The sequence below is a fragment of the Alcaligenes sp. Me129 genome (assembly GCF_050487245.1).
GTDB lineage: Bacteria > Pseudomonadota > Gammaproteobacteria > Burkholderiales > Burkholderiaceae_B > Alcaligenes > Alcaligenes phenolicus.
In genome coordinates, this window is record NZ_JBKQGX010000032.1 from 1 (window position 1) to 20,889 (window position 20,889).

Consider the following 20,889-nt stretch of genomic DNA (forward strand, 5'->3'; position numbering starts at 1 on the left):
TGTTGTTGTTGTTGTTGTTGTTGTTGTTGTTGTTGTTGTTGTTGTTGTTGTTGTTGTTGTTGTTGTTGTTGTTGTTGGGGCTCTTCTGGCACTATTGCTTTCGCACTATAAACAGGGCGTAAAAGCAGCAAACCTCATATCGCATTGAGCCATTCAGTTGGGCTCTTGAAAAGAAGGGAGCAGAGCAATGTGAGTCTGCCGGTTGGTGCAGGTGTAGTGGTGTTCGGGCGATTCAGAGTACTTGCCGCGGTCAGTTTGGGAATTCGGGATGCAAGCCCTGTGCTGTTTGAGCGGGGCGTTTGTACTTGGTCCGGGGGACCAAGTACCCCGCGAGTTCACAGGGCGCCCGGATTCCCAAACTGACAAGGGCACCGGTGCGTAGCACCGGCAAGTGCTCAGCCCGAACACCACTACACCTGCACTAACCGGCTCCCTGCTCCTGCTCCCTTCTTTGTACGAGCAGCCTCCTCACCAACCGTTGAGTCCTTACCCCAAAGCAACTCACGAAGAAAGCCTGCTCTCAGTAATCCCCTCGAACCTATACAGCCTCAAAAAAAACAGCCCCTGAAACCAGGGGCTGTAATTCCAACAATTACTGATCAGAGCGAATATTGTTATCCCGCACAATCTGTTCCCAGCGAGCGTTACGCTGCTGCACCCATTGGGCTGGAGAAACCTTGGATGAGTCATAGGCTTGAATATCCAGCATCCGCAAAGTCTCGGCGGTGGACGGACGCTTCACGATATCGCTGAGCAAATCGTTCCATGCCTTGATCTTCTCTGGAGGCGAACCCTTGGTGGTGAAAACCAGATACGAGAAGCTCTCGTTAAAGTTTTCCAATCCAGGCAGCTTTGCTTCGGCCAAAGTAGGAACCTCAGGCAGTAAAGGATTGCGCTTGCCGCCAGAAGTCGCCAAGGGAGTCAGCAAACCTTCCTTGATCGGACCCAAGACACCGGCAATCGTCAGAAAGCCGCTGTCCAGACGCTCGCCATACATATCATTGACCACAGCGCTATTGCTGCGATACGGAATGTGATCCAGCTTGATACCGCTATCTTGCGTCAAGGCCGACATCATCAAATGCCCAGGCGAACCCATACCGGCCGAGCCGTAATTCATGGGCTTGGCGCGGGCGCGCTCCAGAAACTCGGCAGGTGTTGTGATGCCGGTCTTGCTGGGAACCACCAGAACCTGGTCAAAAGTACCCAGCAAAGACACCAGATCCAGGGACTCCCCGATCTTGAACTTGCTGTTGACGTAAATATGCGGGTTGGCTGTCGCAACCGTATCCAGTGTCAGCAGCAAGGTATTGCCATCCGGCTTGGCCCGGCCCACTGCCTCTGCAGCAATCGTACCGGCTGCACCCGCCCGGTTCTCCACCACAATCGTCTGGCCGGTGGTTTCAGTGGCTTCGCGGGCCAACATGCGACCCAGGACATCTAGCGGGCCTCCTGCCACGGAACTGACCACAATGGTGGCCACCTCGGCACTATGGACTGGTGTAGCCAAAGGTAAGATCAGCGCACAAATACTTACTTTGCGCAGCAAGGAAAGGGTGGGCATAGATGTCTCCAGATAGGGGTAATTAACAGTGTTCAGCTCACGCTATCGCCAAAGGCAAGGGACTGGTTTCGCTGTGAGCCATCATGGTATCGATCAATTGACACAAAAGCGTTGTTTTTAACGCTTGCGCGTCAGGTTCATTCCACAAATTATGTTGTTCCGGCGGATCGGCTTGCAGATCGTACAGCTCGCCAATTTGACCGCCTTCATACAGGCTCAGACGGTGCTGCTGCGTGACCAGCGAACGCAGCTTGGTGCGAATAGGCGTATTGAACAGCTTGCGCTGGTTTTCTTCTTCGATCAGTACGCCTTTGCGCCATTCCACAGGCTCCTTGTGCATCACTTTCAGCAAGGAGCGACCCTGGATGCCGTTGTAGGGCAATTGGCCGGCACGCTCCAGCACTGTAGGCGCGACGTCAATGGTAGAGCAGACCGCCTCACTTGTGCCTTGAGTTTTCGCATCCTTGGGGTCAAACCAGATAAAGGGGCTGCGAATAATGCTTTGATAATGCACAGGGCCCTTCAGCATCAATTGATGGTCGCCCATGAAGTCGCCATGATCACTCATGAAAATGACGATGGTGTTTTCCGCCTGATTAGTGCGCTCCAGATGGTCCAGAATGCGCCCGATCTCGGCATCAATATGCGTGATGGAACCGTAGTTCAGCGCAATCGCCTCGCGGGCCTCGCGCTCGGAACAGGCAAACAGCGTAGGAGTGTGCTTGATGGCTTTGCCTTCATCGCGCAGTTGATGCAGCAATTGCAGATGGGCAGGCAGGGGATGCGGGCCCAGGTGGAAGGAGTCGGGCAGGCTGACCTCTTCAGGCTTGTACATATCCCAGTACTGACCGTGCGGAGTGAAGGGATGATGCGGGTCCGGGAAGGAGCACTGAATAAAGAAGGGCTGTTGTTCCTGGGCATATTTGTCCAGCACAGCGCGGGTCCGTTCACCAATCCAGGCCGTGGTGCTGTACTCTTCTGGCACACGGGTACGCCAGGCTTGGCCAATGCGGCTTAACTCGTAGTCCGGAGTCGGGATGGCGTTTTCAGGGCCGGACAGGGCGGCGATTTCAGGATGTTCATCCTGCAGCCAGCGGCCATAGTCGCCCCAGACCTGATCGCCGTGATCAATGGCCAGGTCCACGTGCTCGTAGCCGTAAAAAGGTAGCTGAACACCGTGATCGGCGCGATCGCGCCACCATTGGCCACATTCCTGGCCGTAATCGTTGGTAGGCAGAGGAGGGCGAGCTTCTCCCTTGGTTGGAGGATCATCCGGCCGTGGGTAGAGCGGGGGCGTATCCGTTATATTTTGCAGGTGCGCCTTGCCGACCAAGGCTGTGCTCCAGCCTGCCTGGCGCAGTACATCGACAAAGGTGCTGGAATCCAGTGGCAGGGGCACACCATTGTGACGGGCGCCGTGCACCGAGGGCATGCGACCTGTCATCAAGGACGCACGGTTGGGCATACAGATGGGGGTGGCGACGTAAAATCGGTCAGCACTCCAACCGCGAGCGGCTAACGCATCCAGATTGGGCGTTTTAACTTCTTTATTGCCGTAACAAGCCAAATGGTCTGCGCGGAGTTGATCCGCAATGATCAATAAAAAATTGGGTACTGACTGAGACATGAAGTGCCTATTTTGTAGCTTTGGGTATCCCCATTATGGAAGCAGTAGCCATAATGTTAAATTGAATAACTTGCAGGTATATATACCTCTTTCATATAGGTAAGTCATGAGCTGGAGTGAACGCATTCGCTTGAAGCATCTGCAGGTTTTAATTCGTTTGTGCGAAGAAAAAAGCATGAGCGATGTGGCCCGGCAGTCCAATATGACTCAGCCTGCCTTGTCAAAATGGCTCAAGGATTTTGAAGACAATATAGGCATGCCCTTGTTCGAGCGTCATGCTCGCGGCATTGAGCCTTTGCCAGCCGCCCTGGCGCTAGTTTCCCAGGCCCAGGGGGTGTTGAATCGCCTTGACCGCATGAATGCAACCCTGGAGCAATACAGGCAGGGTTTTCGCCAGCAATTTACTTTGGGTATTTCGCCTATGGTGGCTGCGGTTTATTTGCCGCAGTTGCTGGTGTATTTGCACGAGCGCGATCCACAATGCCATATCCGTATTCAAGAAGGCACGCTGGATATTTTGAGTCGTAATCTGGAACAGGGCGAACTGGATCTGGTCATTGGCCGTGTGGATGAAGCAGGCCGTAACCCGGCGATGGCGTATTTGCCTTTGGGTATGGTGCCTTTGGGGGTAGCGGCTTGCCGCAAGCATCCTTTGGCACAGCAAGATGAAGTGACCTGGGAGCAGACGTTGGAGTATCCCTGGATCTTGCCACCACGAAACAGCCCGATGCGGCGCAGTTTTGAACTGGGTCTGGATGCCAAGGGCCTGCCGTATCCCACCTGCGCCATTGAGTCCGCCTACGCACATACCAATGCCCGTGTGGCGGTCAATAGCGACTTTTTAGTGCCCATGACACGCAGCATGGTGCCGGTCTACCCGGAGCTGTGTATCTTGAACCTGGACTGGAGCGACCCGCGCTTGCATGGTCAACTGGGTCTGTTGTGGCGCCCGCAGGATTCGGGCGAACCGATGTTGGAAGAGGTAATTAGCTGGATGAGTAAGCAACCTCAAGTGGTGTGATTGTAAGTCGGGGTCAGCGCGGGCTGACCCTGAAAGAACTGACAGCTTGTTTTTCAAACTCATGTAACTAAAAATTGCCGTTATGTTACTTTGTTTCTTCTTAGCGAATTGATTGATGGGAACAATTCTGGAAGGCTGGAAAAACTTGCAAGCGATCAGTATTAGCTCGGTGCGCGACACACTGAGCGGGAAATATCATTCTCGTGACTTCATTCATGCCCGAATGGAGTATTTGCGCAGCCGTGTCATTCTGGTCGGCTTGTTATTTGCTTTGCTGACCCCCCTTTGGACTTTGATGGACTGGCTGGTCTTGCCCAGCTGGCCCGCGCATTTGATGGCGATACGGGTTTTAAGCCTGGGGGGATTGATCTTGTGCGTATGGCTGGCTTTCAATGGCCACCAGCGCATTACCCGCATTTATGTTTTAAGCGGCCTGGTCTTTATTTTGCCGGCCTCTTTTTACGCTTATATGCTGCTGACCCTCTCCGGGGCCGGCCAGTACGTTGTACTGGGGTATGGCTTTATTCCTTTCCTGCTGGTGGCCACCTTAAGCATTTTTCCTTTCACTTTGCTGGAATCAGCCTTGGTGGGGGGCGCGTTAATTGCTTTGCAGGTTTTGGCCAGTGTCAGTTCGGGAACCTGGCTAAGCATGAAAGGTTTACAGGATCTTTGGCTTTTGACAGCCTTGCTGGTCGTCGCTTTAACAGCCAATTATTTCCACCTGGGACTTTTGCTGCGTTTATATCGGCAAGCCACACACGATACCTTGACCGGCTTGTTGAACCGGGGCGCGATTAGCCGTCAGTTGGGACAGGGACCAGTGCATGAAAGGCTGCATGTGCTGATGGTGGATCTGGATCATTTCAAGCAGATCAACGATACCCACGGTCACTCGGTAGGGGATGACGTGCTGACGCGTACTGCCTCTTTATTCAAGGCGCAGCTGGGGCCGGATGATCTGGCGGCCCGTTATGGTGGCGAGGAGTTTGTGCTGATTCTGGCCGGACGTAGTGATGCACAGGCCTTGAGTTTTGCCGATCTGCTTTTGAGCCAGGTACAGGCACAAACCTTTTATAACCACGACCGCGAGGCTTTTCAGATTACGGCCAGTATGGGTTTGGCGGTGTGTCAGCCCGGTCAGGTGATTGAGGATGTCCTGATGCAGGCTGACCAGCGCTTGTATCAAGCCAAGCGCGCTGGTCGTAACCAGGTGGTAGCGAGGGATTAAGCCTGCCGGGTGAAGCACAAGGAAACGGGGCCTGGAGCGTGTACCGCTCCAGGCCCCGTTTTCTATTGACGGCTTAGTAGCGCAGGGTTTGGCTATCCTGGCTGGCCTTGTCGATGTCCTGAGCGCTGATGGCATCGCTCTTGCACTTGAAGGCAGCAAACATCTCCAACTGATCCGAGTGATGGGCGCTGGCTTCGCCTTCAGGATTGATGAAACCGCTTTGACCGGGAGCCATAACCGAGCACATGCGCACGCCGGTGGGGTCCAGCACATACTGGAATCGGGCGCTGCCGGTGTTCAGATAAGGCATGATGCGGCGCTCGTGCGCAGGGTCAGACCAAGGCACCCCAATCGCATTGCGTGCGGCGAACAGCATGGATACGGCTGGAGCACGCCATTGCTGGGCTTGTGCACCCTGTGATTTCTGTAGCGAGGCAGCAGCTTGCTCCAGTGCGTCCAGCACCAGTTCCTGGGCCGGGCGACCTTGCAGGAAATCAATTGTTTGTGGCACACCAGCAGCCGGGCCCTGAATGGCATTCCAGATCAGCTTGGCGGCCGCAGCGGGCTGGGCACTGCGCGGATCATCCATGGCTGGGTACAGGCTTTGTGTGTAGGTGTTGTAGACGCTGTCAGGCAAACGACCTTTCAGGAATACGGGCACTGCGGCTTGCATCCAGGCCTGCATCACGGCTGGGGCGCTGCCTTCGTACTGTTTGCCATTGCTGGCCACGTGCAGCTTGTAGTCCCAGCCTTTCAGTTGTTCGGCAGCCTGACGTGCCAGTGCACTGGCACGTGGCAGCTTGGCAGCTTCCTGGATGATGGGGGCGAAGTAGCGGGCATTCAGATCAGAGCGGGCACCCAGGGAGTCAATGCCCCAGATTTCTTCGTCACTCAGGCGCTGCTTGGCCTGTAGCGGTGCCAGCAGTTCCTGCACACGGTCCACATAGGAGAAGTTGGAGTTGTCTGCCAGCAAGGCACCGTAGGCCTTGTTGTTCCAGCTGGCGATATAGCCTTGCTGCGGGTTCAGCACTTTGGGGTTGTGATCAAAGCTCAGGAAGCCTTGCCATTCCATACTGCCGTCGCCCGCTGCAGGGAACTGGATCGCCTGATTGGCTGGGCGCTTGGGCAAGAGGCCCAAGGCTGCCGCACCGATATTGTTCTGGGTGTCGGCATAGAACCAGGTAATGGAAGCGCTGACGCGCGAGGCCTGAGCCATGAATTGATCCCAGTTCTTGGCCTTGGCCGCATGGGCCCAGCCCAGCAAGGTTTCAATTTCCCGGCCTTCCCAGGTGCGACGGTTGGCGTAGGCGGTGTTGTTCTTTTTGTCCCAACTGCTGACATAACCTTGAGCTGCGCGGTAAACGTCCAGCGTCACATCGTCCTGACCACGCACCTTGATGCGTACCTGCTTGTGCTCCATGGGGTGCCAGGCATTGTTGTACCAGTAACTATGCGGGTCACCGTCTTTCAAGCGCAATTGGTAGACGTCATTGGTGTCCAGTGAACCCACGGTGGAGCCCCAGGCAATCTGGCCATTGGTGCCGAACAAAATAGCGGGCAGAGCAACGGCCGTGCTGCCGGTCAGGTCGTAGCCGGCACCGTGCAGGCCGACGCTATAGGTAATGGACGGGGTGTACCAGCCTTGTTGCGGGCCGTTGTACAGCACGGCATGACCGTGGCTTGTCTTTTCGGGGCCCAGCAACCAGGCATTGCTGGCAGTAGGTGTGCCTGCGGCCACGGTGGGGCCCAAGGCCACGGCTTGCTTGTGCAGGTAGTCCTGCGCCGCTTGTGCGGACAGAGCCTGCAAATGCGTAGGCAAATCGGCTAGCGCTGCCTTGGCGTCAGGCTGCGGAATAATGGTGGGGGCAGTCGGGTCGTTCAGCCAGCGTAGTTGTTTGTAAAGTTGTTCGCCACGTTCCGCGCCCTGGTCTGCTTTCAGGGTTTCCAGCAGACTCAGGTTGGCCACTTCGGCCGTGCCAGCAAAGAAGCGGTTCAGAATCAGGCCCACCCAGACCATAGCAATGTCTTCAGGCTGCCACTCAGAAGGCTCAAACCCTTTATCCAGAAACTCCTTGGGCATCAAGGTGTCGCGCTGGGCTTTCACCTCGCGAACGCGTTGGGTGAAACCAGCGGCATAGCCCTCGAACATGGCGCGGTCCTCTTTGGACAGAGCGGCCAATTGTTTGCGGATAGAGTCCGGATCGATATTATTGTGAGTGACTTTATCCAGCTCCAGGAAGTCCGGTCCCAGAACTTCTGCCACGGTTCCCCAGCCAGAGCGCTTGGCAATTTCCATCTGGTATAGACGGTCTGTAGCCACGGCATAGGCATAGCCATAGAACAGGCCATAAGTGCTGTCGGCATAGATATGAGGAGTGCCGTAGCTGTCGCGCTTGATGGTGACGCTGCGCTCACTTAAGGGGGCGCTGGCACAGGCGGCCAGCAAGACGCTGGTGGTCAACACGCCAAGAGTCAGTCGGGATGGAAAGCGACGGGGAAAAGTCAAAATCTTGTCTCCAAAAGAATAGCCTGGAAGGCTACGTTTTTTTATCTCTTGAGAATATAACGTCAAAATTCTTTAGGCATTGATATTTCCAGGTGAAACCTTCTAGAGGATTTCCCCAGTAGAAGCGGGGTTTGGGAACGAAACTTGCTGGTTCTTTGGTGAACACATTTATTGGGGAGCCTTGTTATGGAACGCATTATTGCGGCGGAATTCGATACGTTTGATCAGGCCCAACAAGCTGCGCGAGTCCTGCAGGGGCTGGGCTTGGAAAGTCAGGATCTGCAGATTTTCTACCTTAAACTAGGAGGTCAGCATGCGCAGTATCCGATTGGAGGTGACAGAACTTTGGACAAGGCTGCCCGAGGAGGTGGTTTGGGTGCCATCCTGGGTGTCGTTCTAGGGGCCGTCTTGGGGATCGCCCTGGGCTGGTGGCTATTGAGCATGACAAGCTGGCCTCAGCTGCTGTTGCTTGCCTTTGCGGCTTTGGGGGCTTACATCGGTGCCATGGTGGGCGGGATCGTGAAGCTGGGTGGCCATAAGCCTGAAAAAGAGCCTTTAAATCGTGTTTCGGGCGTCATGTTGGCGGCGCGTCTGGGGTCGGCCGAGGAAGCGGTACTAGTGCGCGAATTGCAGCGCAATGGGGGCTACGCGATTGAATGGGCCAACGGCAATTGGAGTGATGGCCAATGGCAGGACTTCAACCCAACGCGCACCCCTCAGTTATACGATTTACCCTCGGCGGGGCAGAAAGTTCACGAGACTCGCAGTGGCTGATTGCCACTTTGGCGCGGTGACTCCAGAGCAGTAGCTCATAAGCCTTTCTAGCGTTTTTAGCCGTTTGCTTCCCCTTTGCCGGATATGATGGAGCAGTTTATGAAAACCATGATTCGGCGCGTGCAGGAACCAGGCGGGGTGGTTGCGTTTTAATCTTTGGGCTTATTAAGTGTAGTCACTGTATATCGGTAATTATCTTCTTTTCAGGCTATCTACTTTTTGTGCTCATTTCTTCTTGATCTCCTTGCTGTAACGGCTTTCTGCCTGGTTTGTTGTGTTTTATGTTTAAAGTGTTCAAGGGTATATCCCTAGGTCTTGGCCGATTTACTCCAAAAAATACCATGTGTACACTTTAAATCACTAAAACAAGACAAGTTGCTGAGTCGTGTTTCGCCTCACAAGCCCACGGAGAAGACAATGAACAAGACATTTGCAGGGGTAGCACTGGCAGGAACGATGATGTTGCAAACCTTGGGGGCCACCGCTGCCGCCGAGGGGGTGATCAAGATCGGGGAGCTGAACAGCTATAAATCCCAGCCCGCGTTTTTGGGGCCCTATCGAAACGGGATGGAACTGGCGGTTGAGCAGATCAATCAGGCCGGGGGGATTCACGGCAAGCAGCTGCAATTGATCATCAAGGATGACAACTCCAATCCCGGCGATGCGGTACGTGCGGCCGAGGAATTGATCTCGCGTGAAAAAGTGGATGTGCTGACCGGGACCTTCCTGTCCAATATCGGCCTGGCCATTACCGACTTTGCCAAACACAAAAAAGTATTCTTTCTGGCCAGCGAGCCTTTGACCGACAAGATCGTCTGGGCCGATGGCAACCGCTATACCTTCCGCCTGCGCAACTCTACCTATATGCAGGTAGCCATGCTGGTGCCCGAAGCCGTCAAGCTGAACAAGAAGCGTTGGGCCATTGTGTACCCCAACTACGAGTACGGTCAGTCCGCTGTTGCCACCTTCAAGAGCTTGATGAAAGAAGCCCAGCCCGATATCGAGTTCGTGGCTGAACAGGCTACTCCTCTGGGTAAGGTCGATGCTGGTGCCGTAGTGCAGGCTTTGTCCGAAGCCAAGCCTGATGCGGTCTTTAACGTGCTGTTTGCGTCCGACCTGGCTCGTTTGGTTCGGGCTGGTAATCAGCGCCAGTTCTTCAGCCCTGCCTTGCCAGTAGTCAGCATGTTGACTGGCGAGCCGGAGTATCTGGACCCCTTGGGTGAAGAAACGCCAGAAGGCTGGATTGTGACAGGCTACCCTTGGTACGCCATCGACACGCCCGAGCACAATGCCTTCCTGAAAGCCTATCAGGACAAGTACAAAGAGCACCCACGCCTGGGCACGATTATTGGCTACAGCACCATTGTGTCGATTGCCGCCGGTATTGAAAAAGCCGGTTCTACCGACACGGAAGCCATGATCAAAGCCTTCCGTGGTCTGGATGTGGTCACACCTTTTGGTCCCATCACTTACCGTACGCAAGATCAGCAATCCACGCAGGGGGCGTATGTGGGTGTGCTGGCCAAACAAGACGGCAAGGGCATCATGACCAATATCCGTTACGCCGATGGCAAAGATGTACAGCCTACGGATGAGCAAGTCAGCCAGTGGCGTCCTGCCGCGGCCAATCAATAATTCCAACAACGCAGTATTTCGTAGATCGGCGCGCCGTCTGGCGCGCCACTTCTGACGCGAGGCAGTAATGGCCTTATCGGGTTTATGGGTGCAGTTCCTTAACGGGCTGGCCGAGGCATCGTCTTTGTTCCTGGTGGCGGCGGGTTTGTCCCTGATCTTCGGGGTGACACGTATCGTCAACTTTGCACACGGTTCCCTGTATATGCTGGGCATCTACATGGCGTACTCCACCGTGCAGTTCATGGGGGGCTCGGCGCTGGGGTTCTGGGCAGGCTTGATTGTGGCGGCCTTGCTGGTCGGCGCCTTGGGGGCCTTGCTGGAGATCGTGCTGCTGCGGCGTATTTATAAAGCGCCCGAGCTGTTCCAGTTATTGGCCACTTTTGCCCTGGTGCTGGTGATTAATGATGGCGCTTTGGCCGTGTGGGGGCCGGAAGATCTGCTGGGGCCGCTGGCTCCGGGTTTGAACGGCTCTATTTCTATTGCAGGTCGCTTCTTCCCGGTCTATGACCTGGTGCTGATCGTGATCGGTCCGGTGGTGCTGGGCTTGCTGTGGCTCTTGCTGACCCGTACCCGATGGGGTGTGCTGGTGCGCGCCGCGACCCACGACAGACAAATGCTGGGTGCGCTGGGTGTGAATCAGGCCTGGTTGTTTACGGGTGTGTTTGCCTTGGGTGCCTTCCTGGCGGGTTTGGGTGGTGCTGTGCAATTGCCGCGTCAGCCCGCCAATCTGCTGCTGGACTTGAGCGTGATTGGGGATGCCTTTGTGATTGTGGTGGTCGGTGGCATGGGCTCCATCCCCGGCGCTTACGTGGCTGCTCTGATCGTCGCTGAATTGAAAGCCCTGTGTATTGCGCTGGGCACGGTCACCTTCTTTGGTGTGGACTTTGCCTTTCCGAAGTTGACGCTGGTGGTGGAATTCATCTTCATGGCCGTGGTGCTGGTGTTCCGGCCCTGGGGCTTGTTCGGGCGTGCTCAAGCTGTCAGCCGTAACTCGGCTCCTATCGAAGCGCCCCTGCGTGCTGGTAGTGGAGCGTTCCAGATCATGGTGCTGGTGGTTCTGGGTGTGATGGCGGCCTTGCCTTTGATGAGCGACTGGTTCCCGTACGCACCCGTGCTGGCTCTGGATATTCTGGTTTTGTCCCTGTTCTCGTTGAGCCTGCATTTCATGATGGGGCCAGGGGGCATGAACTCCTTTGGTCATGCTGCTTACTTTGGTCTAGGCGCTTATGCGGCTGCCCTGTTGTTCAAGGCGGCGGCCTTGTCCATGGGCTGGTCTCTGGTCTTGGCTCCAGCTGTCGCAGGTTTGGGTGCGCTGATCTTTGGCTGGTTCTGTGTGCGTTTGTCCGGTGTTTACCTGGCCATGCTGACCCTGGCTTTCGCACAGATTATCTGGTCGATTGTGTATCAGTGGGACAGCTTTACGGGTGGCTCCAATGGCGTGGTCGGTATCTGGCCTGCGGAGTGGCTGTCGGGTGATCGCTACTATTACTTTGCCTTGCTGCTGGTGGTGGCAGCGGCCTTCCTGTTGCGTCGCATCTTGTTCTCCCCCTTTGGCTACGCCATGCGTGCCAGCCGGGACTCGGCCTTGCGGGCCGAGGCCATTGGTATCCCCGTCAAGCGTGTGCAGTGGCTGACCTTTGTTCTGGCAGGTACGTTTGCTGGTCTGGCCGGTGCCTTGTTTGTCTTTTCCAAAGGTAGCGTCTCGCCTGAAGTGATCGCAGTGAACAAGTCCGTGGATGGCTTGGTCATGGTCTTGCTGGGTGGTTTGCAAACTCTGGTTGGGCCAGTGGTGGGTGCAGCCGTATTCACTTTGCTGCAGGATTTCTTCCTGGGCATTACACAGTATTGGCGCGCCTTGTTCGGTGGCGTGATTCTGCTGCTGGTTCTGGCTTTCCCGCAGGGTATTGCCGGCTTTTTCAAACGCTGGGCGCATCGCCGCGTAGCACCGGAGGCATCGTCATGAGTTTGCTGCAAGTACGAGGTCTTAAAAAAGCGTTTGGCGGCAATCTGGCCGTAGACGGTATCGAGTTTGATGTGCAGGCCGGAGAGTTTCTGGCCTTGATCGGCCCCAATGGGGCTGGCAAAACCACCACCTTTAATATGGTGGGCGGGCAATTGACGCCTACAGCCGGGTCAGTGCGTTTGGGCGATCAGGAACTGGTAGGGCTGGCCCCGCGCAAGATTGCTGCCTTGGGGGTGGGCCGTACCTTTCAGATCGCCGCAACTTTTGCGTCCCTGACGGTGGTGGAAAACGTGCAGATGGCCTTGCTGGCACATCAGAAAAAACTGTTTTCCTTCTGGCGTCGGGCGGCTCAGTTCGAACGGGCTCGTGCGCTGGATTTGCTGGATCAGGTGGGTATGCTGGCGCAGGCTGAACGCCCTTGCAGCGAGCTGGCTTACGGGGACGTGAAGCGGGTGGAGCTGGCGATTGCATTGGCCAATGATCCCCGTCTTTTGCTGATGGATGAGCCCACGGCAGGCATGGCACCCAAAGAGCGTAATGAGTTGATGCGCCTGACCAAAAAGCTGGTGATCGAACGCAATATGGGTGTGCTCTTTACCGAGCACAGCATGGACGTGGTGTTCGAGCACTCGGACCGCATGTTGGTGCTGGCCCGTGGTCGGCTGGTGGCAGAAGGGGATGCGGACTATATCCGTCAGCATCCCAAGGTGCAGGAGGTGTACTTTGGTACAGGCAAAACATTCGAGAACAAGGAGCCAGCATGACGCAGGATTTAGTAGCCGGTTCTGAGCGGGTTGCCACAGGCGTGGCCGACAAGCAGCCTTTGCTAAGTGTGGATGGCTTGAATGCCTGGTACGGTGCCGCGCATATCTTGTTTGACCTGTCACTGACCGTGCAACGTGGTGAAGTGGTCGCCTTGATGGGGCGTAACGGTGCGGGCAAGTCCACTACCTTGAAATCCATTATGGGTTTGATGGAGCGCTGCGACGGTCATATTGAATTCATGGGCCAGGCCATTCACGACAAGCAGCCCTTTGAAATCGCACGTGCGGGTTTGGGCTTTGTGCCCGAAGACCGGCGTATCTTTACCGACCTGAGCGTCACGGAAAATCTGGAAGTGGGACGTCAGCCAGCACGGCGCTGGCCCGATGGTACAGCAGCTCCGCACTGGCAGCCCGAGCGCTTGTACAGCCTGTTTCCCAATCTGGGTCAAATGCAGGACAGGCCCGGTGGGCAGATGAGCGGGGGCGAGCAACAAATGCTGACCGTCGCGCGCACCTTGATGGGCAATCCTTATCTTGTCTTGCTGGACGAACCATCCGAGGGCGTGGCTCCCGTGATTGTGGAGCAGATGGTGCACATGATTCTGGAGCTGAAGCAGGCCGGTGTCAGCATCTTGCTGTCCGAGCAGAATTTGCATTTTGCCGAGCTGGTGTCGGATCGGGCTTATGTGCTGGAAAAGGGGCAAATACGGTACAGTGGCGCCATGCAGGAATTAAGTGCCAACGAGCAAGTGCGGCGCACTTACCTGTCCGTCTAACTTCGGGCCTCCCCGTATTGGAGGCCAGACCGGCTCCAGGAGAACACCATGGCAGATGCACGTCCCAATCCTCAGGCAGTGATTGATTTCTGGGTTGAATCAGGGCCAGAGAAATGGTTTCGCAAGTCCGATGACTTTGACCGGGAATTTCGCGAACGGTTTTTGGACTGGCACGAACGTGCTGCCAGGGGCGAGCTGGATGATTGGGCACAGACGGCAGAAGGAGCCTATGCCTTGCTGATTCTGCTGGATCAGTTTCCGCGCAACTCTTTTCGCAATACCACGCGCATGTATGCGACCGATGAGAAGGGGTTGGCGATTGCCAAGGAAATGGTGGCCAAGGGGCTGGATAAACAGATTCCGGTGGAGCGTCGGGTGTTCTGCTACCTGCCGTATTCCCATGCAGAGAACCTGGCCGATCAGCAAGAGGCCGTGCGTCTGAATCAGGAAATTGGCCGTCCCTGGCTGGACCACGCTGAGGAGCATCTGGATGTGGTGGAGCGCTTTGGGCGCTTCCCGCACCGTAATTCGATCCTGGGGCGTACTACCACGGAGGAAGAGCAGAAGTTCCTGGAGGCCGGTGGTTTTTCCGGCTGATGGGTTTTGAGTCCGGGCCAGGCTGGGATCTTGGGCTTGGCCTGGGCCAAGTCTGAAGGCGATGCACCATGAAACAGAGGCGGCCAAGTGAAAACTTGAAGCCGCCTTTGGTTCGTTTACCCCTTATCTAAACACTATCTGCGGACCAGCCCGGTCTACAAGTGTCCCTTTTGCTCCCGTATGGTTGCAATCTTGTCTTTCAGTCCTGTCCAGGCTGGTTTGTCCGGAGCAAAACGCGCCCGCATATAGTTGAGCAAATCTTCCATCTGCTCGTCATTCATGCTGTTCTTGAAACCGGGCATGGAGCCCAGAGCAGGCTGTGCCGGACGGGTAATGCCGTGCATCAATACCTGAATCGTATTGTCCGGATGCTCGCTGTGCAGATTGCTGTTCAAGGCCAGGGACGGGCGGGCACCAAATAGCACCGGCCCACCGCGCGGGTCGTGACAAACAGCGCAAGCGCCGTTGAACAGGTTTTCGCCCGGCATCAACATCACTTCCTTATTGCTGCGGCTGTTCTGCTCCAAAAGCGCGGCCTGGGCGGCGTGCGTTTGTTCTTGTTCGCTCTCGACCGGGTTCAGGCTGCTTAGATAATGCGCCATGGCGCGGACATCGGATTCAGGCAGTTCTGCCAAACCCGCCACGACCGGTCCCATTGGTCCTGCTGCCACGCCATGACGGGGCGAATAGCCGGTACGCAAGTACTGGTACAGCTCCTGCTCTGTCCAGGGGATGGGGGCTTTGGACAAGCTATTGAGTGCAGGCGCTTCCCAGTTGTCCGCAAAACCACCGGCCAGGAAATTCGCTTCACCCCCTCTCTCGGCTCCCAGCATATTGCGCGGGCTATGGCAGGCGGCACAGTGGCCGCTGCTATTGACCAGATAGGCTCCCCGGTTCCACTGCACAGTTTGCGTGGGGTCCGGCACGTAGGCATTCGGATCACGGTGAAACAGCAGGTTCCAGCCCGCTACCAAAGGCCGCATATTCATGGGGAAGGGCAGTTTGGTTTCAGGCACTTCGGATTTCACCGGCTCTTGCGTCATCAAGTAGGCATAGAGGGACTGCATGTCCTCATCGCTGATCTTGGCAAAGGCCGTGTAAGGGAAGGCCGGGTACAGGTGGCGACCGTCCTGATGAATACCTTCGCGCATGGCACGTTCAAAGGCTTTGTAGCTCCAGCTGCCTATGCCGGTTTCCTTGTCCGGGGTGATGTTGGTGGTATAGATCGTGCCAAACGGCGTATCCAAACCCAGACCGCCCGCATTGGGTGTGCCGCCTTCAGCGGTGTGGCAGACCATGCAGTCGCCCGCAATCGCAACCAGGCGGCCGCGTTCGATGGCCAGCTCTGAAAAGATGGAGGTATCCACTTGGCCGACCGGTGCAATGGCAGGTCGCCAGGGCAGGGCACTCAAGACTGTGCCGGTGGCGACCGCGGCCAAGGCACCCCACCAGGCTTTGCGTTTTTTGCTGCTGCCTGTCTTATCGGCCTGATAGCCCAGTGTCAAAGACTGTTCGCTAAAGGGCGCACTGGTCAGGCGTATGCCACTGGCATTGAAAATTGCATTGGCAATGGCGGCAGCGGCAGGCAGTTCCACGCCCTGATTCCAGGCCAAAGGCTGGCCTACAGCAGACTCCCGTTTGACCAGCTGAACGGCTGGCTTGTCGGCTGTTTCTTTGACGGGGCTGTCGCTATGACCTTCACCGCCTTTGCCCACGCCGTTGTTTAGCAGTTGCTGCGCCCAACGACTCAGTCGGTCGGCCAAGGCAGGCGCGGACTCCGTGGCCTGCTCGGGAGTGCCCAGCTCGGTGCTGTCGTGGCCAATGGTCAGCTTGTCTATACTGAGTGTGCCTTGGCGGGTATCGACGCTAACATCCACGGCCCAGGCGGACCACTGCTCGCGTGCAGCTTGCCCGGGGACGTGTTCAACAATATGGCTGTAGGCCAGCCCGCGACCCTTGCGTAAAGGGCCTTGATGGGCGGGCAAGGGTTCGGACCAGTCCGACTGTTCGGCAACCCGTTGCAGCAGATCTCGACCTTGGGGACTACTGACTTGTTCCAGTCGTGCCGCCAAGGGGTCCAGTCCCAGGCTGTGGCAGTCTTGATCGAACTGCGACTCTTGAGCAAAGATCGTGGCCTGGGCCAGGCTGTCGGGGTCGCTGCTGGCGGCTGCGCCATCATAGTTAGGTGTAGGGGCGGAGAAGTAATCACTTTTTACGGCCGGGCCGCTGCTGGGCAAACCTGGCTGACCGCAAAGAATGGCCGCCAGAGAAGGGCGCGCACCGGACAAGGTATTCAGTTGCCAGCGGGTGGCCCGCAAATGGGCATTCAGGTCGTTTGGCTCTGCAGTGCCTTTAAAGACACTCAGGCGAATGATGTCTGCACTGTGGCTGGCACGAATTTGTACGGCCTGGGGGCGCCCAAAGGCCATGACTGCCGCATCCATGGCACAGTCGTAAGCATCGGCCTGATTACCGGCAATATCCTGCAAATGGATCTGTTCGCTGGGCAGGCCGCTCAAGGCTTGCAGCTCAATCAGCAGGGCCGCGGGGCGCTGCGTATGCGCCCAAACATAAAGCTGTTTGTCGTGATAACAGGCACGGGCCCAGGCAGTTTCCTGATGCTCGGCGGCAGATTGCCATTCATAGCTTTGATCGGGGGTGCTAAGCGTAGCAGCAACTTCCTCATTCGCTGGAAGCGTAGCCTGGTTTGCCGCTACGGGCGTAGCCCAACGTGCATCCAGCAAAGCAGCGCCTTGCTGAGCCTGCTCGGCTTGCACCGCCAGCACACCCAGAAAATTGCCCATATGCACACAGGCCACGACACCAGGCACTTGCAGGGCGGCCTGCTGGTTTACTGTCTGTAATTCAGCACCCAGATACTGCCCGTTCTCGTACGACCAGTAAGGAGGCCGCACAACAGCGCCATGCAGCAGGCTGGTGCCAGCAGGCAGTTCCGGCCACAACGCTCGGGAAAGGTCTTGTACTGAATGACTCATTGCCGGGCCTTTGCGACGCGTACAGCGGCTTGCATGATTTCTACGTGCGTGCCGCAACGGCACAGGTTATAGCGCAGCTCGTCCCGAATTTGCTCTTCGGTGGCTTGCGGATTGCGTTCCAGCAGGGCCTGCACGGTCATGACCATGCCATTGAGGCAATAGCCGCATTGTGCGGCCTGGCAGTCAATAAATGCCTGCTGAACATCATTAGGCTGGCCGTTCCGGGCCAAGCCTTCCAAGGTAGTGATCTCACGGTTTTCTACCAGGCTGACAGGCACAACACAGGAGCGGGCGGCCACACCATCGACCAGCACCGTACAGGCGCCACATTCACCCAGGCCACAGCCGAATTTGGGGCCATTCAGTTCCAGGTCGTTACGCAATACATAAAGCAGCGGCGTATCGGGTTCCACCTCGATGATGTGGGTCTCTTGATTGACCCGCAAGGTGTGCGGGCGAGTACAAGGGTTCATGGGTTTCACCTTTGGTAGATCGCACCTTGTTGTCGGACAGCGTGTGCGGTGCTTTTATCAGCTCGGTATTGATATGCTTAAATTAAGTGTATACACTTTAATTTATCGAGTAAATAGATTCTACTACTTCCTTGAGGTATCAATCAAAGCCCTCTTGGGAAGCCGTTCGAAATTCGGTCTAATCTTATTTAATATAGGGTTTACACTGATTATTAAGCCCTTGATTTTCTCTTTATAGTAGTTGCGATAAATGGGTTGAAGCGCACTGCATTTGTTTTTATTAGGGCGTGTACGCTAGTAATCAATGTTTTGCCAGGGGGCGTTTCAGGCAGGTTTTCAGGGATGGAGCCCTGATGGCCGGTTTCCAGCCCCTTATATAAAGCCCAGCCAGGAGAGTGTGATGTCTTACGATGCGCCGCGCCACCAGCAGCAAGACTTGCTCAGGGCGTCTGGCACCTTGCTGATTTTAGCGGCACCGGCGCGGCCTCCCAAGCCTTCGCCCGGCCAGCCCGGCGTGGTGTCCGAGTATTTGCAGGCGCACGACGATGTCTTTGTCGCCGTGTCCGAACAGGGCTGGGTGCGCGCTTTTAATGGGCACGTGGATCTGGGTACCGGCATTCAAACTGCACTGAGTCAGATTGTGGCCGACGAGCTGGATGTGCCCATGGCACGCGTGCAAATGGTGCTGGGTCATACCGATGCGGTGCCCAATCAAGGCCCCACCATCGCCAGTGCTTCGATTCAGATTCATGCTGTACCGCTGCGCAAGGCGGCGGCTCAAGCACGTCAATTGCTGCTGGCACAAGCCGCAGAACGCTGGGCACTGCCTGCCGATCAATTACGCGTGGAAGACGGCACCATCATTGCCCCGGACGGGCGCAGCCTGACGTACTGGAAACTGCTGGAGGGTCTGGAACTGCGGGCCTATCTGGATAAAGAAACTCCCACCAAACCGGCCGAACAATTGCGCATTGTAGGGACAGCCCAGGCGCGTGTCGATATTCCGGGCAAGGTCGCAGGGCAGTGGGTGTATGTGCACGATGTGCGCGTGCCCGGTATGTTGCATGGCCGTGTTGTGCGTCCTCCTTATATAGGGCGTGATAGCGGCGACTTCATCGGTCGCAGCCTGGAATCCGTGGACGAGGAGTCCATCCGTCATATTGGCGACGATGTGCGAGTCGTGGTGATTGGCGACTTTATTGGTGTGGTCGCGCGTCGTGAAGAACACGCCATGCGTGCTGCTCGCGAATTGAAAGTGCGCTGGAAAGCGATTCCTCCGCTGGAGGATATGAGCAATCTGGAGCAGCTGATTCGTCGTCAGCCCATGACAGAGCGTTTGCTGGCCGATAAAGGGCCGGGTTTTGACGAGCTGCCGCCAGAAGGCAAACGCTTGAAGCGTAGCTATGTCTGGCCTTTTCAGCTGCATGCCTCTATTGGTCCGTCTTGCGCAGTGGCGGACTATCAGCCCGGTCATAGCCGGATCTGGTCAGGCTCGCAGAACCCGCATATGTTGCGCGTTCATTTGAGCCAGTTGCTGGACGAGGACGAGGCCGGTCTGGAGATCATCCGTCACGAAGCGGCCGGTTGTTATGGCCGTAATTGTGCTGACGATGTGTGTGCGGATGCCTTGCTCTTGTCCCAAGCCGTAGGTGCGCCGGTGCGTGTGCAACTGACAAGAGAGCAAGAACACGGCTGGGAGCCTAAAGGCGCTGCTCAGTTGATGGATGTCGAAGGCTCCATTGATGCCCAAGGGCAACTGCGTCATTACGATTTTGTGACCCATTACCCCTCCAACGATGCGCCGAACCTGGCGCTCTTGTTGACGGGGCGGGAGTCGGCGGCCCCCCGTCAATTGGAAATGGGGGACCGTACGGCCGTACCGCCTTACAGCTATCCCAAGCAGCGCATTGTGTGTCAGGACATGCCCGCGATTGTGCGCGCTTCCTGGTTGCGCGGCGTGTCGGCCATGCCCAACTCTTTTGCGCATGACTGCTTTCTGGATGAGCTGGCAGTGGAAGCGGGTGTGGACCCCTTGACCTATCGCCTGCGTTATCTGGATCAGGATGAACGTGCTCAGGAACTGCTGCAGGCGGTGGCGGATAAGGGGCACTGGCAGATTGGGCAGCGTGGTTCGCGCGGGCAGCCGGATGAGCAGGGCTATTTGTATGGCCGTGGTCTGTCGTACGCCCGTTATATACACAGCAAGTTCCCTGGTTTCGGGGCGGCCTGGTCAGCCTGGTTACTGGATTTGCGGGTCCATATAGAAACGGGCGTGATCGACGTGCAGAAGATTTATGTGGGTCAGGATACCGGGCAGATGGTGAACCCGGCCGGTGTGCGTCACCAGATTCACGGCAATGTGATTCAGTCCTTGAGCCGCACGTTGTATGAACAGGTGCGCTTTAACGCACAGGGCATAGTCAGTGCGGAGTGGGGTGCCTATCCCATTGTGGATTTCCCGCGTATCCCGCCCATAGCGGTGATTTTGATGGACAGGCAGTCCGAGCCGCCTATGGGGTCGGGCGAATCCGCCTCCGTACCCTGTGCCTCGGCCATTGCCAATGCTTTGTTTGATGCAACTGGCCGACGTTTTCGGCAGGTGCCTTTTACACCGGATGTGGTCCGGGCCGCGCTGGCTGCTACGCCTCAAATGGCTTAGGCAGCAGCAGTTTTCATGGGTCGGGCTTAGGGCCTGACGGTTTCAATCCAAGGACAGATTAATGAGTACCTTTCTTTACGGCGGCCATGTTCATGCCAATGGCATTCGTCAGCATTACTTGCGTTACGGTGGCTCCAGCGAGGGTCGCGATCAGCGCCCAGCAGTCATCATCGTTCCCGGCATTACCAGCCCGGCAGTAACTTGGGGCTTTGTGGGCGAGCAGTTCGGCAAGCACTTTGATACCTACATTCAAGACGTGCGTGGTCGCGGCTTGAGCGAAGCGGCTGAAGGTATGGATTACAGCCT

Annotated in this window: 15 protein-coding genes; 10 read left to right on the plus strand and 5 right to left on the minus strand. The window is 56.5% G+C overall.

Features of this window, described 5'->3' with window-relative positions; translation table 11 throughout:
• Positions 1-592: 592 nt before the first annotated feature.
• Together ACLPGZ_RS19320 and ACLPGZ_RS19325 are read right to left on the minus strand one after the other, a co-directional pair.
• Entirely contained in the window at positions 593-1,564 is a 972-nt protein-coding gene (locus ACLPGZ_RS19320; protein ID WP_239054615.1) for a Bug family tripartite tricarboxylate transporter substrate binding protein, read from the minus strand.
• 37 nt (positions 1,565-1,601) lie between these two features.
• A complete protein-coding gene (locus ACLPGZ_RS19325; protein WP_239054614.1) occupies positions 1,602-3,191 on the minus strand; it encodes a sulfatase family protein in 1,590 nt (529 codons plus the stop codon).
• 106 nt (positions 3,192-3,297) lie between these two features.
• On the opposite strand from ACLPGZ_RS19325, the gene ACLPGZ_RS19330 reads away from it, so the two are divergent.
• Positions 3,298-4,212, plus strand: coding sequence for a LysR family transcriptional regulator (locus ACLPGZ_RS19330; protein ID WP_009464011.1), 915 nt, complete (start codon positions 3,298-3,300; stop codon positions 4,210-4,212).
• A gap of 115 nt (positions 4,213-4,327) precedes the next feature.
• Positions 4,328-5,440, plus strand: a complete 1,113-nt coding sequence (locus ACLPGZ_RS19335) for a GGDEF domain-containing protein (protein WP_009464009.1) — start codon at positions 4,328-4,330, stop codon at positions 5,438-5,440.
• Between the two features lie 73 nt (positions 5,441-5,513).
• Here ACLPGZ_RS19335 and ACLPGZ_RS19340 read toward each other — a convergent pair whose 3' ends face one another.
• Positions 5,514-7,946 (minus strand): penicillin acylase family protein, encoded by a 2,433-nt coding sequence (locus tag ACLPGZ_RS19340; RefSeq protein ID WP_083054511.1) that lies wholly within the window; start codon positions 7,944-7,946, stop codon positions 5,514-5,516.
• Between the two features lie 186 nt (positions 7,947-8,132).
• Here ACLPGZ_RS19340 and ACLPGZ_RS19345 point away from each other — a divergent pair, with 186 nt between their 5' ends.
• The 6 genes from ACLPGZ_RS19345 to ACLPGZ_RS19370 all read left to right on the plus strand — a co-directional run bounded on the left by ACLPGZ_RS19345 (position 8,133) and on the right by ACLPGZ_RS19370 (position 14,455).
• Positions 8,133-8,720 (plus strand): hypothetical protein, encoded by a 588-nt coding sequence (locus tag ACLPGZ_RS19345; protein ID WP_429641874.1) that lies wholly within the window; start codon positions 8,133-8,135, stop codon positions 8,718-8,720.
• A 417-nt stretch (positions 8,721-9,137) separates the two neighbouring features.
• Complete coding sequence (locus tag ACLPGZ_RS19350) at positions 9,138-10,355, plus strand: ABC transporter substrate-binding protein (RefSeq protein WP_115634371.1); 1,218 nt, start codon at positions 9,138-9,140, stop codon at positions 10,353-10,355.
• Between the two features lie 67 nt (positions 10,356-10,422).
• On the plus strand, positions 10,423-12,318 hold the full coding sequence (locus ACLPGZ_RS19355; protein WP_115634370.1) for an ABC transporter permease: 1,896 nt from the start codon (positions 10,423-10,425) through the stop codon (positions 12,316-12,318).
• Positions 12,315-13,082, plus strand: a complete 768-nt coding sequence (locus ACLPGZ_RS19360; protein ID WP_035273692.1) for an ABC transporter ATP-binding protein — start codon at positions 12,315-12,317, stop codon at positions 13,080-13,082. The genes ACLPGZ_RS19355 and ACLPGZ_RS19360 overlap by 4 nt, the downstream gene beginning before the upstream one ends.
• Positions 13,079-13,858: an ABC transporter ATP-binding protein gene (locus ACLPGZ_RS19365; RefSeq protein ID WP_226349801.1), complete on the plus strand. Its 780-nt coding sequence runs from the start codon at positions 13,079-13,081 to the stop codon at positions 13,856-13,858. The genes ACLPGZ_RS19360 and ACLPGZ_RS19365 overlap by 4 nt, the downstream gene beginning before the upstream one ends.
• Before the next feature lie 48 nt (positions 13,859-13,906).
• Positions 13,907-14,455 (plus strand): DUF924 family protein, encoded by a 549-nt coding sequence (locus tag ACLPGZ_RS19370; protein WP_321291605.1) that lies wholly within the window; start codon positions 13,907-13,909, stop codon positions 14,453-14,455.
• A 155-nt stretch (positions 14,456-14,610) separates the two neighbouring features.
• On the opposite strand, the gene ACLPGZ_RS19375 is transcribed toward ACLPGZ_RS19370, so the two are convergent.
• The gene (locus ACLPGZ_RS19375) at positions 14,611-17,451 is read right to left on the minus strand and encodes a c-type cytochrome (RefSeq protein ID WP_429641877.1); all 2,841 of its coding nucleotides are present in this window, start codon (positions 17,449-17,451) and stop codon (positions 14,611-14,613) included.
• On the minus strand, positions 17,448-17,924 hold the full coding sequence (locus tag ACLPGZ_RS19380; RefSeq protein ID WP_429641879.1) for a (2Fe-2S)-binding protein: 477 nt from the start codon (positions 17,922-17,924) through the stop codon (positions 17,448-17,450). The genes ACLPGZ_RS19375 and ACLPGZ_RS19380 overlap by 4 nt, the downstream gene beginning before the upstream one ends.
• A gap of 400 nt (positions 17,925-18,324) precedes the next feature.
• Between ACLPGZ_RS19380 and ACLPGZ_RS19385 the strand changes: the two genes are divergently transcribed.
• The gene (locus ACLPGZ_RS19385) at positions 18,325-20,583 is read left to right on the plus strand and encodes a xanthine dehydrogenase family protein molybdopterin-binding subunit (protein ID WP_429641881.1); all 2,259 of its coding nucleotides are present in this window, start codon (positions 18,325-18,327) and stop codon (positions 20,581-20,583) included.
• A gap of 61 nt (positions 20,584-20,644) precedes the next feature.
• On the plus strand, positions 20,645-20,889 hold a 245-nt coding region (locus ACLPGZ_RS19390; protein ID WP_429641883.1), incomplete at its 3' end, for an alpha/beta fold hydrolase.

What these genes read in the sequence shown, in the direction of transcription:
- ACLPGZ_RS19320 (WP_239054615.1), bottom strand. Translation starts at nt 1,564, where the DNA reads ATGCCCACCCTTTCCTTGCTGCGCAAAGTAAGTATTTGTGCGCTGATC.
- ACLPGZ_RS19325 (WP_239054614.1), bottom strand. Translation starts at nt 3,191, where the DNA reads ATGTCTCAGTCAGTACCCAATTTTTTATTGATCATTGCGGATCAACTC.
- ACLPGZ_RS19330 (WP_009464011.1), top strand. Translation starts at nt 3,298, where the DNA reads ATGAGCTGGAGTGAACGCATTCGCTTGAAGCATCTGCAGGTTTTAATT.
- ACLPGZ_RS19335 (WP_009464009.1), top strand. Translation starts at nt 4,328, where the DNA reads ATGGGAACAATTCTGGAAGGCTGGAAAAACTTGCAAGCGATCAGTATT.
- ACLPGZ_RS19345 (WP_429641874.1), top strand. Translation starts at nt 8,133, where the DNA reads ATGGAACGCATTATTGCGGCGGAATTCGATACGTTTGATCAGGCCCAA.
- ACLPGZ_RS19350 (WP_115634371.1), top strand. Translation starts at nt 9,138, where the DNA reads ATGAACAAGACATTTGCAGGGGTAGCACTGGCAGGAACGATGATGTTG.
- ACLPGZ_RS19355 (WP_115634370.1), top strand. Translation starts at nt 10,423, where the DNA reads ATGGCCTTATCGGGTTTATGGGTGCAGTTCCTTAACGGGCTGGCCGAG.
- ACLPGZ_RS19360 (WP_035273692.1), top strand. Translation starts at nt 12,315, where the DNA reads ATGAGTTTGCTGCAAGTACGAGGTCTTAAAAAAGCGTTTGGCGGCAAT.
- ACLPGZ_RS19365 (WP_226349801.1), top strand. Translation starts at nt 13,079, where the DNA reads ATGACGCAGGATTTAGTAGCCGGTTCTGAGCGGGTTGCCACAGGCGTG.
- ACLPGZ_RS19370 (WP_321291605.1), top strand. Translation starts at nt 13,907, where the DNA reads ATGGCAGATGCACGTCCCAATCCTCAGGCAGTGATTGATTTCTGGGTT.
- ACLPGZ_RS19375 (WP_429641877.1), bottom strand. Translation starts at nt 17,451, where the DNA reads ATGAGTCATTCAGTACAAGACCTTTCCCGAGCGTTGTGGCCGGAACTG.
- ACLPGZ_RS19380 (WP_429641879.1), bottom strand. Translation starts at nt 17,924, where the DNA reads ATGAACCCTTGTACTCGCCCGCACACCTTGCGGGTCAATCAAGAGACC.
- ACLPGZ_RS19385 (WP_429641881.1), top strand. Translation starts at nt 18,325, where the DNA reads ATGTCTTACGATGCGCCGCGCCACCAGCAGCAAGACTTGCTCAGGGCG.